This window comes from Bradyrhizobium sp., assembly GCF_049519115.1.
GTDB lineage: Bacteria > Pseudomonadota > Alphaproteobacteria > Rhizobiales > Xanthobacteraceae > Bradyrhizobium.
Genome location: NZ_JBEKRB010000030.1, coordinates 103,160 through 118,869, shown reverse-complemented (window position 1 = coordinate 118,869; position 15,710 = coordinate 103,160). Strand labels below are relative to the sequence as shown.

13 protein-coding genes are annotated in these 15,710 nt (G+C 61.9%); 8 read left to right on the top strand and 5 right to left on the bottom strand.

Translation table 11 applies throughout. The annotated features are described in order from the left end of the window. From rfaE2 to ABSE61_RS21805, 3 genes are all read left to right on the top strand, one after another. The coding region (gene rfaE2, locus ABSE61_RS21815) for a D-glycero-beta-D-manno-heptose 1-phosphate adenylyltransferase (protein WP_423873208.1) at positions 1-443 on the top strand (443 nt) is incomplete at its 5' end. 62 nt (positions 444-505) lie between these two features. Next, the gene (locus ABSE61_RS21810) at positions 506-1,720 is read left to right on the top strand and encodes an O-antigen ligase family protein (RefSeq protein WP_423873212.1); all 1,215 of its coding nucleotides are present in this window, start codon (positions 506-508) and stop codon (positions 1,718-1,720) included. Between the two features lie 100 nt (positions 1,721-1,820). Further along, a complete protein-coding gene (locus tag ABSE61_RS21805; protein WP_423873207.1) occupies positions 1,821-3,725 on the top strand; it encodes an SDR family NAD(P)-dependent oxidoreductase in 1,905 nt (634 codons plus the stop codon). Positions 3,726-3,896: 171 nt separating this feature from the next. On the opposite strand, the gene ABSE61_RS21800 is transcribed toward ABSE61_RS21805, so the two are convergent. Both ABSE61_RS21800 and ABSE61_RS21795 read right to left on the bottom strand, forming a co-directional pair. Continuing rightward, positions 3,897-4,928: an MraY family glycosyltransferase gene (locus tag ABSE61_RS21800; RefSeq protein ID WP_423873206.1), complete on the bottom strand. Its 1,032-nt coding sequence runs from the start codon at positions 4,926-4,928 to the stop codon at positions 3,897-3,899. Beyond that, positions 4,925-5,884: a lysylphosphatidylglycerol synthase transmembrane domain-containing protein gene (locus tag ABSE61_RS21795; protein ID WP_423873205.1), complete on the bottom strand. Its 960-nt coding sequence runs from the start codon at positions 5,882-5,884 to the stop codon at positions 4,925-4,927. The genes ABSE61_RS21800 and ABSE61_RS21795 overlap by 4 nt, the downstream gene beginning before the upstream one ends. A gap of 381 nt (positions 5,885-6,265) precedes the next feature. Between ABSE61_RS21795 and ABSE61_RS21790 the strand changes: the two genes are divergently transcribed. The 4 genes from ABSE61_RS21790 (at position 6,266) to murJ (ending at position 11,793) form a co-directional block, all read left to right on the top strand. Next, on the top strand, positions 6,266-7,678 hold the full coding sequence (locus tag ABSE61_RS21790; RefSeq protein ID WP_423873204.1) for a mannose-1-phosphate guanylyltransferase/mannose-6-phosphate isomerase: 1,413 nt from the start codon (positions 6,266-6,268) through the stop codon (positions 7,676-7,678). 240 nt (positions 7,679-7,918) lie between these two features. Further along, the gene (locus tag ABSE61_RS21785; RefSeq protein WP_423873203.1) at positions 7,919-8,953 is read left to right on the top strand and encodes a Gfo/Idh/MocA family oxidoreductase; all 1,035 of its coding nucleotides are present in this window, start codon (positions 7,919-7,921) and stop codon (positions 8,951-8,953) included. A gap of 53 nt (positions 8,954-9,006) precedes the next feature. Then, a complete protein-coding gene (locus ABSE61_RS21780) occupies positions 9,007-10,155 on the top strand; it encodes a DegT/DnrJ/EryC1/StrS family aminotransferase (RefSeq protein WP_423873202.1) in 1,149 nt (382 codons plus the stop codon). A gap of 93 nt (positions 10,156-10,248) precedes the next feature. Further along, positions 10,249-11,793 (top strand): murein biosynthesis integral membrane protein MurJ, encoded by a 1,545-nt coding sequence (murJ, locus tag ABSE61_RS21775; RefSeq protein WP_423873201.1) that lies wholly within the window; start codon positions 10,249-10,251, stop codon positions 11,791-11,793. Positions 11,794-11,838: 45 nt separating this feature from the next. Here the strand turns inward: murJ and ABSE61_RS21770 are convergent, their stop codons facing one another. After that, positions 11,839-12,060 carry a hypothetical protein gene (locus tag ABSE61_RS21770; RefSeq protein ID WP_423873200.1) on the bottom strand — a complete coding sequence of 74 codons (222 nt, stop codon included), beginning with the start codon at positions 12,058-12,060 and terminating at the stop codon, positions 11,839-11,841. A 302-nt stretch (positions 12,061-12,362) separates the two neighbouring features. Between ABSE61_RS21770 and ABSE61_RS21765 the strand changes: the two genes are divergently transcribed. Then, positions 12,363-13,271 carry an ankyrin repeat domain-containing protein gene (locus tag ABSE61_RS21765; protein ID WP_423873199.1) on the top strand — a complete coding sequence of 303 codons (909 nt, stop codon included), beginning with the start codon at positions 12,363-12,365 and terminating at the stop codon, positions 13,269-13,271. Between the two features lie 20 nt (positions 13,272-13,291). Here ABSE61_RS21765 and ABSE61_RS21760 read toward each other — a convergent pair whose 3' ends face one another. After that, a complete protein-coding gene (locus ABSE61_RS21760; protein ID WP_423873198.1) occupies positions 13,292-13,873 on the bottom strand; it encodes a c-type cytochrome in 582 nt (193 codons plus the stop codon). Positions 13,874-13,948: 75 nt separating this feature from the next. After that, positions 13,949-15,664, bottom strand: coding sequence for a pyrroloquinoline quinone-dependent dehydrogenase (locus tag ABSE61_RS21755; RefSeq protein ID WP_423873197.1), 1,716 nt, complete (start codon positions 15,662-15,664; stop codon positions 13,949-13,951). Between the last annotated feature and the right edge of the window lie 46 nt (positions 15,665-15,710).

Sequence of the window (15,710 nt, the reverse complement as noted above, 5' to 3'; positions counted from 1 at the left end):
CGCGTCTCATTGACTGGCGCAAACAGGATCTGAGGATCGGTTTCACCAATGGCTGCTTCGACATCCTGCATCCGGGCCACGTCAAGGTGTTGACGGCGGCGCGTGGCGCCTGCGATCGCCTGATCGTCGGTCTCAACAGCGATGCGTCCGTCAAGCGGCTGAAGGGCGAGACGCGGCCGGTGCAGAGCGAGCGCGCGCGCGCCGAGGTGCTGGCGGCGCTGGAGGCGGTCGATCTTGTGGTGATCTTCGAGGAAGACACGCCGCTGAAGCTGATCGCAGAGATCAAGCCTAGCGTGCTGGTCAAAGGCGGCGACTATACCCGCGAGCAGGTGGTGGGCCACGACATTGTCGAGGCGCATGGCGGCCAAGTGGTGCTGGTCGAAGTGCTGGCCGGATTCAGCACGACCTCGCTGGTCGATCGCGCACGCGGAGGCAAGGCGTGACCGTGGCCGCGGAGCCGGTCGGCGCGTTGTTGTGGAGACGATGGCGGGACAAGACCGCCTGGATGACGTCAGCCGATATCGTCGCCGTGCTGCTGGCGTTCGCGCTGCCATGGTCGACGTCGCTGGTTGGAATTCTCGGCGTCGTCCTGGTGCTGGTGATGGGGCCCACGATCGACGCTCGCGCCTTCATGGCGCAGCTCAAACGTCCGATCGCTGTCGCGCCGATCGCGCTATTTGCGCTCGCGCTTGTCGGCACGCTGTGGTCGGACGCCCGCTGGGGCCTGCGGCTCTACGCGGTCGCTCCAACCGCCAAACTGCTGCTGCTGCCGCTGTTGTTCTATCATTTCGAGCGATCGGAGCGCGGCCTGTGGGTCTTCAAGGCCTTTCTGGCGTCTTGTGCCGTGATGGTGGTGATGTCCTGGATTGTCGCCTTTTTTCCCGAGTTGACGCTCAAGGCCAGGGATGTCGCCTCGCGCGGCATTTTCGTCAAAAACTATATCGATCAGAGCCAGGAGTTCGCGCTGTGCGCGGTGGCGCTGGCCTATCCGATCGCGATGCTGCTGCGTGAAAAGAAGTTCGCACTGGCGCTTGGGCTCGGCCTGCTCGCGCTCGGTTTTCTCGCCAATATGGCTTTCGTCATCGTCTCGCGTACCGCGCTGGTCACGATCCCGATCATGCTTTTGGCCTTCGCCGTGCTGCATCTGAGATGGCAGACCACGCTGTTGGTCGTATCCGCCTGCCTGGTCGCGGGCGTCCTTACATGGTTTGCCTCACCGCAACTGGAATCGACCGTCGGCAAGTTTGAACAGGAATATCGGCAATACAGGCAAGAGGGCGCGGCGACTTCGATCGGCGAGCGGCTGGAATATTATCGCAAGTCGCTGGGTTTCTTTGTTGAAGCGCCCGTCGCGGGCCACGGCACGGGATCGATCGAGGGATTGTTCGAACACGCCGCCACCGGCCAGACCGGCCTTGCCGCGGAGGTCGTCAGAAACCCTCACAACCAGACCTTGAACGTCGCGGTGCAGTGGGGAACGATCGGCGTCGTCGTGCTCTACACGATGTGGATTTCGCACCTGATGCTGTTTCGCGGCGAGGGCCTCGCCAACTGGATCGGGCTTCTGGTCGTGGTGCAGAATATCTTCACTTCGCTGTTCAACTCCCACATTTTCGATTTTCACGAAGGCTGGATGTATGTGATCGGCGTCGGCGTGGCCGGGGGTCTCGTTCTCAAGATGCGTGGAACAGCCAAGGCGCCCGCGGCGGCCGGTTCCTGATGGGTCGTCTTGCGCTTTCCAGCGCTTCCGAGATGGGTTATCAGCAGCAAAAGGGCTTGCTGCAAAGCGATCAAGAATTTCGTCAGCTATCGGTTGTTGAATGACGCGTTTGACGAATCTGACGTTGCGAAACTACCTGATCGCCCTGCATGACGTGGCGGCATCTGCGGCTGCGTTTTTTGCCGCCTTCTATCTGCGTTTCGAAGGAGCCGAGCAGTTTTCGGAACGCCTGCCGCTGATGCTGCGGATTCTGCCGTACTTCCTCGTGTTCAGCTTCGTCGTTTGTTACCTCTTCAATCTCACCACCACCAAGTGGCGCTTCATCTCGCTGCCGGATGCGCTCAACATTCTGCGCGCCGCCACCGTGCTGGCCGTCGCATTGTTGGTGCTCGACTACATCCTGGTCGCGCCCAACGTGCATGGCACCTTCTTTTTCGGCAAGGTGACCATCATCCTCTTTTGGTTTCTGGAAATCACCTCCTTAAGCGCGCTGCGGTTTGCCTATCGTTATTTCCGCTATACGCGGGTCCGCCATCATGCCCGCGCGGAAGACGCGTCGCCCGCGCTTCTGGTCGGCCGGACTGCGGACGCCGAGATTCTCCTGCGCGGCATCGAAAGCGGCGCGGTAAAGCGGATCTGGCCGGTCGGCATTCTCTCGCCCTCGATCGCTGACCGCGGTCAGTTGATCCGCAATGTTCCCGTACTTGGCAATATCGACGACGTCGAGGATGTCGCGGCGGATTTCGCGCGGCGCAACAAGCCGATTGCGCGCGCCGTGATGCTGCCCTCGGCTTTCGATCCGGAAGCCCATCCGGAAACGTTCCTGATGCGCGCCAAGCGTCTGCGGCTGATCGTGAGCCGTCTGCCGTCGCTCGAGAGCGGCGACGCGCCACGCCTGGCGCCGGTCGCGGTCGAGGATTTGTTGCTGCGGCCGAGTTCGACCATCGACTATGCGCGGCTGGAAGCGCTGGTGAAGGGCAAGTCGGTGATCGTCACCGGCGGCGGCGGTTCGATCGGCTCGGAAATTTGCGAGCGGATCGTCGCGTTCGGCGCCGCGCGGCTCCTGATCATCGAGAATTCCGAGCCCTCGCTGTATGCCATCACCGAGGCGCTGGCGGCGCAGCAGGTCGAGGCTGATGTGGACGGTCGCATCGCCGACATCCGCGACCGCGACCGCATCCTGCAACTGATGACGGAGTTCAAGCCGGACTTGGTGTTCCATGCGGCGGCGCTCAAGCATGTGCCGATCCTCGAGCGCGACTGGAGCGAGGGGGTCAAGACCAACATCTTCGGTTCCGTCAACGTCGCGGACGCAGCGCTAGCCGCCGGCGCCGAAGCGATGGTGATGATTTCGACCGACAAGGCGATCGAGCCGGTGTCGATGCTCGGCCTGACCAAACGCTTCGCGGAAATGTATTGCCAGGCGCTCGACCACGATCTCGGTGTCCAGACTGCGCGCAAGCGGATGCGGCTGATCTCGGTGCGGTTCGGCAACGTGCTGGCTTCCAATGGCTCCGTCGTGCCGAAGTTTAAGGCACAAATCGAGGCGGGCGGGCCGGTGACGGTGACCCATCCCGAGATGGTGCGTTACTTTATGACCATTCGCGAAGCCTGCGACCTTGTGATCACCGCAGCGACCCATGCGCTTGGCGTCCCGCGGTCGGTGTCGGTCTACGTGCTCAACATGGGCCAGCCGGTCAAGATCGTCGATCTCGCCGAGCGGATGATCCGTCTCTCCGGCTTGCAGCCCGGCATCGACATCGAGATCGTTTTCACCGGAATGCGGCCGGGAGAACGGCTGCACGAAATCCTGTTTGCGAGCGAAGAGCCGCCGGTCGACATCGGTCTTGCCGGCGTCATGGCGGCCAAGCCCAATGAGCCGCCGATGCAGGCGCTGAAGGGCTGGATGGCTGGGCTCCGGCAGGCGATCGAGAACGACGACCCCGCAACGATCAAGGCGATCCTGAAGGACGCCGTGCCCGAATTCGGATCGAACGCGGCCTGAGAAGCCCGACCGAGGAGCAGACAGCACTACTTTTCGTCATGGCCGGGCTCGTCCCGGCCATCCACGTCTTCTTTTCTCATTTCGTACAAAGAGGTGGCTGCCCGGCGCAAGGCCGGGCATGACGAGGCGTTGATGAGTGCCGGCGACGACCGCGGCCTAAACGGTTGTAGCTTAGCGCGGCCGCGAGAAACGAAACATCGTGGACCCAACCGCAGCGGCGCCGAGCGCAACGAGCAAGGCCGTTGCCGCGGACGTCGGAGCCTTGATCGAGAACGCGGCGAGTGCGGCCAGTGCCAGATTGAGCGTCACCACCTCGCTCACCACTTGCATCACGGTGAAGCCGTTATCGGTGGCGCGCTGGTAGAAATGCGAGCGATGCGCGATCCAGAACGGCTCGCGGCGCATCAACCTGCGCAGCAGCGTGACCGAGGCGTCCGCCAGATAATACAGCGGCAACAGCAACGCGGCTGCCAGATGCTGATGCCAGGCCAGTTGCAACAGGCACCAGCCGAGCACAAGGCCGATCGGAAGACTGCCGACATCGCCGAGAAAGATCGAGGCGACCGGCCGGTTGAACGGCGAGAAGCCGATCATCGCGCCGCAAAGCGCCGCGGCGGCGATCGCCGCCGTCAGCGGTAGTTCGCCGAACAGGCCGAGCAGCGCAAGTGCCGCTGTGATCGGAACCACCTCGGCCACCGTCATCCAGTCGAGACCGTCCATGAAATTGACGAGATTGACGAACCAAAGACCAGCGAGCACGAGAAGGCCGCGTTCGATCCAGAACGGGACGGCTGGTGCGATGCGAAGATCGCTGCCACTTGTCAGCACGATCGCGCCGACGGCAATGGCCTGCAATAACAGCCGCGGCAGCACCGGAACCGGCTTGATATCGTCGGCAAAGCCGAGCGCCGCGATGAACAGCGCGGCGGCGAAAAGCACGACCGGGAAATTCGAACCGGCTTCGGGCACGAGAGCAAAGGCGAGACCCGCGATTCCCAGCGTCGCCGCGATCACGGCAATGCCTGCGCCCTGCGGTGTTGGGATCTGGTGAGAGGAGCGCGCATTCGGCTTTGCCAGCGCGTGCTTCAGGAGCTGGGGCCGGATCAGCCGGATCACGATGGCCGAGATGACAGCGGCGGCCAATGTCACGGACAGTATAAGCCACCATTCCGCAACGGCCGTCGAAAGTGGCTCATCGCTCATTCTGGCGCCTCGATCTGCTCCGTGTCCTTGGCCGCTTTTTCGGCGGAGAGGATCCACACCAGCCCGCCGAAGGCGCCGACGACAAAGGACACCGCGCCATAGAGCAGCGAAATGTTGACGCCCTCATTCGTCACGAGCCCGGCATAACCGAAAGCGAGCCCCATCGTGGCTTCGCGCACGCCCCAGCCCGCAATCGAGATCGGCAGCATGGTAATCAGCATGACCGGCGGAATCAGAAGAAACGTCTGATCGAATCCCACGGGGGCGGCGATCGACTGCACGACGCACCAGGCGATCACCACGGCGAGAAAGTGCACCAGCAACGAGAGTATCGCGATGGCAGGCTCATTTTTCCAGCTGAAAATCACCCGGTTCGCGATCACGGCGCAGGCATGGATGTGATGCGTGGCCCACCACCGTTTCAGAAACTGCCATGGCAACATGCCGAATACGAGAAAGCCCGCGCCACCGGCCAATGCGGCGAAATCGATCAAGATCAGCGCCGAGCGGCCGTAGGCATCCGAAATCAGATGGGCGCTCCAGGGCAGGCTGGCGACGATGATGACCGCGAGCGCAATCAGCCCGACGGCGCGGTCGACGAAAATGGAGTAGGTCGCCGCGCGCCAACCGGCGCCGTTGCGCGCGACGAGCCAGAGCCGCACCGCATCGCCGCCGATCGAGGAAGGCAGCGTCTGGTTGAAAAAGGTGCCGATCACGTTGTAACGCATGGCCTGCCGCAGCGGCAGCGGCGCGCCGCATTCGGCGCTGACGATGCGCCATCTCAATACGCCGATGAAAATCTGCAGAAACGTGATGGCTACCGCCAGCGCGAGCCAGGCCGCGCTGGTCAGGTCGAGGCGTGCGATGAGATCGGCGAAATTGACCTTGCGGAGCGCGAGATAAAGCAGCGCGGCCGAGACCAGTATCTTGATTGCAGAAGACAGAATTCGGCGCATTTCACTCGCGTTCGCCAAGGGAAGGCAAAAGGGAAATCAAGCACTGCGCCACGCTGGTCGCGCACCAAACTTCCGCGCTTTGGTATGTTTTTGCCGCCGATCTGGCAATAGGCGCTTAATGGGGCATCCGGCGCTAACCCTGGATTTGACTTTCGCTTTACGAGCATAGGGTTACCGGGTTAGCCAGTGTCGGAATACGCGCCATCAGCCTATTGCGGCCCCGGCAACGGGGCGGCTAAAGAGGCCTGATCGGGCGCGGGGTCCTCGTGGGCCACGCGGTCGCCTGTGGCGGCGATCGTTAACAAGGCAAGTTAACGGCTGAGTTTTAGGGTGGTCTGGCGTCCAACTCTGGCCGCTGACAAAAATGAGGCTGAGGCGCCGATGGGCAAAAAGATTATTCCCCTGATCATGTGCGGCGGCGCCGGCACACGGCTCTGGCCGGCCTCCCGCGAGGTTCGCCCCAAGCAATTCCTGCCTTTGTTCGGGACACGTTCGACATTTCAGGAAACCATTCTGCGGGTATCGGACCCAGCGCTGTTCGATCGCCCGGTCGTGATTACCAATAACGCCTACCGCTTCATGGTGTCGGAGCAATTGGCCGAGATCGGCATCGAGGCGGATATTCTGCTTGAGCCGATGCGGCGTGACTCCGGCCCCGCGATCGCGGCTGGTGCTGCGTTTGCGGAAACACGCGCCAGCGATGCCGTGGTGCTGGCGCTCGCCGCCGATCACGTCGTTCAAGACAATGCCGCGTTCGTTGCCGCCTGCCGCGAGGGACTGGTCGCCGCCGATCAGGGGCGCATCGTGACCTTCGGTGTCGCCCCTGAACGCGCCGCTACCGAATACGGCTATATCAATCCGGGCGATGTGGTCTCCGGCAAGGTTCGCAGCGTCAAGCAATTCGTCGAGAAACCGGACGCGGCCAAAGCCGCCGAATATGTCAAGGCCGGCTATCTCTGGAACAGCGGCAACTTCATGTTCCGCGCCTCGGTCCTGCTCGATGAATATCGCAGCGTCGATGCGGCGAGCGTGCAGGCGGTCTCCGATGCCGTGGCCAAGGCCGGCCGCGACCTCGGCTTTATCACGCTTGACGAGGCCGCGTTCGGATCGGCGAAAGCGATCTCGATCGACTATGCCGTGATGGAAAAGACCAGGCACGCCGCCGTCGTGCCGGTCGCCTGCGGCTGGTCCGATGTCGGATCGTGGCACGCGGTCTGGGAATTGTCGGCGAAGGACAGCGACGGCAATGCCGCGCAGGGCATCGCCGTGTTCGAGGATTCCCGCAACTGCAACGTGACGACCGACAGGGCGCTGGTCGCGCTTGAAGGCGTCGACGATCTGGTCGTGGTCGCCACGCAGGACGCCGTGCTCGTCTCTCGCCAGAAAGACGCCAACGGATTGAAGCGCCTGGTGACGAAATTGAAGACGATCGCCCCGCAGGTGACGGAAGAGCATCTCAAGGTGCATCGCCCCTGGGGCTCCTATCAGTCGGTCGACATGGGCGAACGCCATCAGGTCAAGCGCATCGTCGTGAAACCGGGCGGCCGGCTTTCATTGCAGAAACATCATCACCGCGCGGAACATTGGATCGTGGTGCGGGGTGCAGCGCTCGTCACGCTGAATGAAACCGTCAAGACGGTGCATGAAAACGAATCGATCTACCTGCCGATCGGCTCGGTGCACCGGCTGGAGAATCCCGGCAAGATATCGCTAGAATTGATCGAGGTTCAGACCGGCAGCTATCTCGGCGAGGACGATATCATCCGGATCGAGGACGATTACCGGCGTTCGTGAGCTTTCGCCCGTGCGATTACGGACCGCACTAGCGAATCGCTTCTTATCAACATGTAATTGTTTGAATCAAAACGTGTTTACTGCCGACTTTCAGCCATTCGCCACATCTGTGGCGACGTGCTAGAGAGCTTCGGCGCAAGCATAGTTCGGGGACGCTATTTTTTGGCAATGTCGCTGCCGGTAGTGTGAACGTGTGTTCTGCGGTTTGAATCGAATTCGCCGTATCTGGGGTCCTGTTACATGGTTTCAAAAGTGGTCGCGTCTCATCATAGGGCTGATGCGCAAACGAAGACTGATGCGCCAACGGCGCTTCGCGTCGGCGTGATCGGCGCCGGCATCATGGGCTCCAATCATGCCCGCGTGCTGGCGGGTTTGCCGGACGCAATGCTTGTCGGCATCGTCGATCCCTTGCCCGAACATCGCGCACGCGCCACGGAACTCGTCGGCTGCCGCGCTTTTGCAAATCTCGACGACTTGCTCGCCGAAGGCGTCGATGCCGTGACGATCGCGGCCCCCACGCATCTTCATCACGAGATCGCGCTCGCCTGCATTGCCCGCAACATCCATGTTCTGGTCGAGAAGCCGATTGCATCCTCGGTCGAGGAGGGGCGGGAGATCGTGGCCGCGGCAGGCCGCGCCGGCGTCACCTTGATGGTCGGGCATGTCGAGCGGTTCAATCCGGCGGTCGCCGCCATCAAGCAGGCGATTTCCGGTGAAGATATTTTGTCGATCGGCATCACCCGCGTCGGACCGTTTCCGCCGCGGATGTCGAATGTCGGTGTGGTGATCGATCTCGCCGTTCACGACATCGACCTGATCCGCTGGTTCACCGAATCCGACATTGTCGAAGTGCAGCCGCAGCTCTCCAGCGCGGTTGCCGAGCGCGAGGATATCGCGCTGTTGCAGTTTCGAACCGCCTCCGGCGTGCTCGCCCATATCAACACCAACTGGCTGACGCCGTTCAAGGCGCGCAACGTGACGGTGGCGACGCGTGGCAAATATGTGATGGGCGACCTGCTCACGCGCCAAGTGACCGAATGTTTCGGCTTCAAGCCGGACGGCAGCTATTCGATGCGCCACCTGCCGGTTGGCCATGATGAGCCGCTGCGCGCCGAATTGATCGCCTTCCTGCGCGCGGTGCGCGGCGAGGTGCCGGCAGTGACCGGCGATGAAGGCGTCGCCAGCCTCGAAATCGCGATCCGCTGCCTGGAAAATCCGCCCCGGCCCGCGGCGAGTTCTCCGCCGCGCAAGGGCCCACGTCGCGTCGTCGGCTAATTCCTCGATCTCCTCTGCCTAACCTTCGCAAGGCTCCAACCCTTGAAGCCTCCATGAACCAGCTGCGCACTGACAACATTCCCTTCATCGACGTCGCCGCCCAGCGCCGCCGGCTCGGCCCTGCAGTGGACGAGGCGGTCTCGCGCGTGCTGGCGCACTGCCAGTTCATCAATGGCCCGGAAGTCACCGCACTTGAGGCCGCCCTTGCCGCCTACAGCGGCGCCAAGCATGTCGTGACCTGCGCCAGCGGCACCGATGCGCTGGTCATGGTGCTGATGGCCAAGGGCGTCGGCCGCGGCGATGCGGTGCTATGTCCGTCCTTTACGTTCTGCGCGACCGGCGAGGCCGTTGCGCTTGCCGGCGCGACGCCGGTATTTGTCGACGTCGACGAGGCGACCTTCAATATCGATGCGGCTTCGCTCAAGCGCGGCATTGCCACCGCCAAGCGGTTGGGCCGGAAGCCGCGCGGGGTGATTCCGGTCGATCTGTTCGGCCAGAGCGCCGACCACGACGAGGTCTTTGCCATCGCCGTCGCCGAAGGGATGTTCGTGCTGGATGACGCAGCGCAAGCGTTTGGCGCCAGCTACAAAGGCCGCCGTCTCGGCGGCATGGGCGTCATCACCGCGACCAGTTTCTTCCCGGCCAAGCCACTCGGCTGCTACGGCGACGGCGGCGCGATCTTTACCGACGACGAAAAATTTGCCGAGGTGCTTCGTAGTGTGCGCGTTCACGGCCAGGGCTCCGACAAATACGACAATGTCCGCCTCGGCCTCACCGGCCGGCTCGATACGATCCAGGCGGCGGTGCTGATCGAGAAATTGAAGATCTTCGACGACGAAATCGCCGTCCGCAACAAGCTCGCCGAGCGCTACGCGCAGGGCCTCGGCAATGTCGTCACCGTGCCGCGCCTCGCCAGCGGCCACACCTCGGTCTGGGCGCAGTATACGATCCGCCTGCCCAAAGGTACCGATCGCGATGCGTTTGCCGCGGCGCTGAAAGCGCAGGGCGTTCCGACCGCAATCTACTATCCGAAATCGATGCATCAGCAGACCGCCTACAAGGCTTACCCCGTCGCTGATGGCGGGCTTCCGGTGAGCGAGCGCCTGTCCGCCGACGTCATCAGCCTGCCGATGCATGCCTATCTGGATGAAGCGAGCCAGGATCGCGTGATCCAGGCGGTCCGGGACTTCTTTAACGCCTGACCACCACCGAAAGGCGTGGATGGCCGGGACAAGCCCGGCCATGACATCATTCGGCCGTTTTGAGGCGCGGCTCGCATGTTGTAGAAGCGGCGCATGCTCGGTCGTATCTTCACCGTCGGCGGCTATACGCTTCTTTCGCGCGTGAGCGGATTTGCGCGCGACATCATGCTGGCGGCGATCCTCGGCGCCGGACCCGCGGCGGATGCCTTTTTCGTGGCGCTGCGGCTGCCCAATCATTTCCGCGCGATCTTTGCCGAAGGCGCCTTCAATGCGGCCTTCGTGCCGGCCTATGCCCATGTCAGCGGCCAGGGCGGCGAGAAGTCCGCAAGCCTGTTCGCCAACCGCATCTTTACTCTTCTATTTGTCTCGCAACTCGTGCTGCTGATCCTGGCTTGGCTGTTCATGCCGCAGGCGATGAGCGTGCTCGCGCCCGGGTTCACCGACGATGCCGAGCAGCGGCAGTTGGCGATTGAACTGACGCGGATCACTTTCCCCTATCTGCTTCTGATTACACTCGTGACGCTCTACGGCGGCATTCTCAATGTGATGCAGCGCTTTGCGAGCGCGGCGGCGGCCTCCATCCTGCTCAACATCTCGATGATGGCGACGCTGGCGGTCGCGGTGTGGTTCCCGACGCCCGGCCACGCGGCAGCCTGGGGCGTGTTAATATCGGGCTTTTTGCAATATTTCCTGCTCGCGGGCGACCTCGCCAGCCATGGCGGTCTTCCTCGTTTCGCGCCGCTCAAGCTCGATGAGGATGTTCGAGCGTTTTTCCGTGCGCTTGGGCCTGCCACCATCGGCTCGATGGGCACGCAGGTCGCGCTGTTTGCCGACACCATCATTGCGACCTTTCTCCCCGCCGGTGCGCTCTCCGCGCTTTATTACGCCGACCGCCTCAACCAGTTGCCGATCGGCGTGATTGGAATCGCGATCGGCACGGTGTTGTTGCCGGAAATGTCGCGGCGGCTGACGTCGGAGGATCACCAGGGCGCGAATCTGGCGCAGCGTCGCGCCTTCGATTTCACCTTGCTGTTGTCGGTGCCGTTCGTAACGGCGTTCCTGGTGGTGCCTGACGTTATCATGCGCGCGATGTTTGCCCGCGGCGCTTTCACCAAAGGTGATGCGGCCGCCGCCGGCGCGACGCTTGCCGCTTACGCGGTCGGCCTCATTCCGTTCGTTCTGATACGGAGCGCGGTCGCAACCTTCTACGCGCGGCGGGATACCGCAACGCCGGTGAAGGCAGCGTTGATTGGGGTTGCCGTCAATGTCGCGTTGAAGATAGCGCTGGTCGGCTCACTGGCCCAGGTCGGGCTTGCTTTTGCAACCGCCGTCGGTGCCTGGATCAATCTATCGCTGGTGATCGCCTTTGCGGTGCGCGCCGGCTATCTGCAATTGGACGCTGCGCTGGTGCGTTCGGTCACGAAGTTTGTTACGGCCGGCATTGTCCTGGGCGCAGCCCTGTGGCTGGCGGCTCGCTTTTTTGCCTCCTATGTGTCGGGCTTGAATACGTTGCATGACGAGGCTGCGTTTTTACTGCTGATCGTGGTGGGCGCGGTTGTCTATGCGGCGGCGATCCTGCTTCTGTTCGGCCGGCGCTGGGTGATGTCGCTGGTGCGCGGCCAGGGAGCGTACTCATAAACGCTTGATGTCCGATTTTAGGCTGCCGGACATGCGCTTATTGGATCAAGACTTCCGTTTTTGACCTTCAAGAGACATTGGACGCGAGATCTGGCAATGGGCGTGCACGTCGATCGTTTTGACCCGTTTGCCACCGACCATGACAGGTAACGTCTGCCGCACCGGCTGCTGGGCGTGCGCGCCGTGCAGGAGATCGCAGTCGCAAAAGACGATGCTGGTGGCGGCGGCTGATGCGCCTGCCTTCAGAAAATGACGACGTGTGGTCATGTCCTTTCCTCCTGGCTAGCGGTGATTTCGATGCTGCGACTGAAATAGTCGACAGTTGACAGAGGAATCATCATGTGAGGCCGGACACATGACTTGCACCCGACCGCAAGCTGAGAACCAAAAAATCCCTTGACCCGTGGGCGTCGTCCACACATGACCCGTTGCAGACATTCGCCCGCACAGATACTGGTTTGTAAACTTCTACGGGCGCGACTGCCATGACTTGCAGAAAAGAGGCGCGAGCGGCAGATGAAGGTAATGTTCTGGCCCCCACAATTGGTTCGCTGGGCGGAGCGAGAACATTGCTTCAGATTGCTTTGGTTGCGATGTTGTTGTTCGGTGCCAGTGACTCAGTCTTCGCTGAGGATCCAGCGCGCTGCCGGGACGTGGCGCGCAATTATGAGACCAACAGGCCCCAATTGACCGCCATCCAAATCTCCTCGACGCTATTTGCTGCGGCCGACCGCAACTGCGTCAATCTGGCAATGACATTGCTGGACCGGGGCGCGTCGGTGGATGCACGAGACCGGTTGGGCGCCCGGCCGCTCAGCCGCGCGGCGCGTCCCGGCCATCTCGAGATGGTCGATCTGCTGCTGCAACGAGGTGCGCCGATCAACGCGCGCGATCTTGCAGGTGCGACCGCGCTTTATGTTGCCGCCGAACGCGGCCAGCTCGCTGTGGTGCAGCGCCTCATTGACCAAGGCGCCGACACCGATCTCAGGGGACGAAGCGGCACTTCGCCGGTGGCGGCCGCCGCCTTCGCTGGCCGGAACCAGGTCGTCAAGATGCTGTTGGCGCACGGAGCCGACGCCCGTGCGGTGGACGATACCGGCAAGCCACCGATTGTCTATGCCGCCGCGAGCGGCAGTCTCGATATTGTCCGGCAGTTGTTGGCTAAAAATATCGATCTCAATGAACGTTACGCCAACGACCTCACGCTTTTGATGTGGGCGTCGGGCCCGGACCAGAGCGTCGCCGAGGCACAGGCGCTGGAAGTCGTCTCCTATCTTGTCGATACCGGCGCCCACATCGATGACCGGGACGACCGCGGGCGTACGGCGTTGATGACCGCGGCCGAAGGCAACCACGCCGACATCGCCAAGTTGTTGCTCGAGCGCGGTGCCGATCCATCTCTTCGAGACAAGGCCGGTAAGAGCGCCGCTGATCTCACGACACTATCGGCGCTGCGCGAGAACCTATTGCAGCGCTGAATCGCCTCATCTGCGCCCGCTCACAGCCCGGCGAGATATTCCGCCAGCGCGGTCAGATCGTCGGGTGAAGTCGCGATCATCAGGTCGCTCATGCCGGGGTTATTGCCGCGAGCGCGGGTTCGGAAGTCCGCCATGGTCTTCGCCAGATAGTCGCGGCCCTGGCCGGCCAAACGGGGCACCGTGCTATCCCCCTGGAAATGGTCGAGATGACAACCCGTGCAGCCGATCGAGCCGTTCGCGGTCAAAGCGCGCTGTGAAACATCTTTCGACGCGCGTGGCTGGCCGAAATCCGGCCACGGCTTCTTCGAGAAGTATTCGGCAATCGCCAGCATGTCGTCTCTTTCAAAGATGGAGGCGATCGGCTGCATGATCTCGCTCTTGCGATCGCCGCGCTTGAAATCGCGGAGCTGGATATAGAGATAGCCTGTTTGCTGTCCCCAGATATTTGGAATCGTCTTATCGACCGGCTTGCCATTCTCGCCATGGCAGCCGGAACAGACCTGGACTTTCTCGTCCAGCGTCTGCGCGCACAGCGGCGTGATTGCGAACACCATCGCTGCCACGACGCTACCCACGATAATGGAATAAAACTTGATGCTCATCTTCGCTTTCGCCAGTTTCCAAAAGAAGCGGGACCGCAAGCGGTCCCGCCCGTCACTCGCTGATGCGTCTCGTTTTTAGTCGAGCGAGAACGCGATTATGTTGTTACCGCGCTTGGAGTCGACCTGGACGTTACCGCCGGCGCCAACCACGACATATTGCTTGTCTCCGATAACATAGCTCGACGGCGGAGCATTGACACCCGCGCCGGCGTGGAAGTTCCACAACTCCTTGCCGTTCGAGGAATCGTATGCTGCGAACTTGCCGTTGCTTTCGCCGGTGAACACCAGACCGCCCGCCGTGGCGAGAATACCGCCGATCATCGGTTCCGGTGTTTTGACCTGCCACTTGATCTTGCCAGAGTCGTAGTTGACAGCGGTGATGTTGCCGGACTGCGTCTCGGTCGGGATGACCTTGAACGCGCCGCCGAGCCACAGCTTGCCGTTCGGATAGGGCGAGTTCTCGACATGGTAGGTCATGGGCTGGTGAAGGTTGATCGCATAGGCCAGGCTCTGGCCCGGGTCGGTGGCGATCGGCGACCACTCGACGCCGCCATTTGCGCCGGGCAGCATGCGCGCGCCGTCCTTGGTCGGAAGCACCCACATGTTTTCCTGCGGCACCATCGCCTCCGAGAAGCGGATCAGGCTGCAGTCCTTGCGGTCATGCACATAGACATGCCCAGTCTTGCCGGCGTGAAGGACGCCGGGGATGGTCTTGCCGTTCTTGTCCTTGACGTCGACCAGCACCGTCGGGCTGACCGCATCGAGGTCCCATACGTCGTGGGCGATATACTGGAAGTGACAGACGTATTTTCCCGTGTCGAGGTCGAGCGAAACGAGCGAGTTGGTATAGAGATTGTCGCCCGGGCGGTTGGAACCGTCCAGATCGGGCGACGGGTTGCCGACCACGAAGTAGATCCTGTTGGTAGCAAGATCGACCGAGGGGTTTTGCCACACGCCGCCGCCGAGCTTGGCAAACGGATCGCCGGTCTTGGCCAACTGATCCTTTTCGGCCTGGATGTTGCGGTGCATATCGCGGCCGGTCGCGTCCTTGGTGGCCCAGACGCCTACGGTGCTGTCAGGAATGGTATTGAAATTCCAGATTTGCTTGCCCGTGTTGGTGTCATAGGCGCGCACGAATCCGCGGATGCCGTATTCGCCACCATTGGTGCCGATCAGCACCTTGTCCTTGATCACAGTCGGAGCCATCGTCTCGCTGTAGCCCAGCTCGGGATCGGCAATGTCGGTTCTCCACACCACCTCGCCGTTCTTGGCATTCAGAGCGACCAGCTTGGAGTCGAGCGTGGCGAGATAGACCTTGTCGTTGAGAACCTGGACGCCGCGATTGTTCGGCCCGCAGCAGAAGGTCGTGATCGGCCCCATCTTGTGATTGTAGTGCCAGAGCTGCTGGCCGGTCTTGGCATCAAGCGCGTAGACATGGCTGAACGAGGTCGTGACGAACATTATGCCATCGACGACGATCGGTGACGTCTCGAGCGATTCCTTGACATCGGTCTGGAAGATCCAGGCTACATGTAGGTGCTTAACGTTGTCGCGATTGATCTGCTTAGCGGGATAAAAGCGGGTCTGGGCGTAGTTGCCGTTGGTCAGCAAAAAATCTTTTGCGTTCTTGTCAGCCGAATTAAGCTGCTGCTGGGTAACGGGTGCAACCTTTGCGTTGCCGACCGCCGATTTTCCTTCCTGCTTGACCTCCTGCGCGCCCGCGGTCGCCGATAAGAGTGCAAAGCTGCCGATCATGGCAAAGCCGGCCGCAAGGCCTTTCACGTGTCTCATGATTCCTCCCTATGGTTTTATGTATTGCTTCGAAAAGAAGACGCGC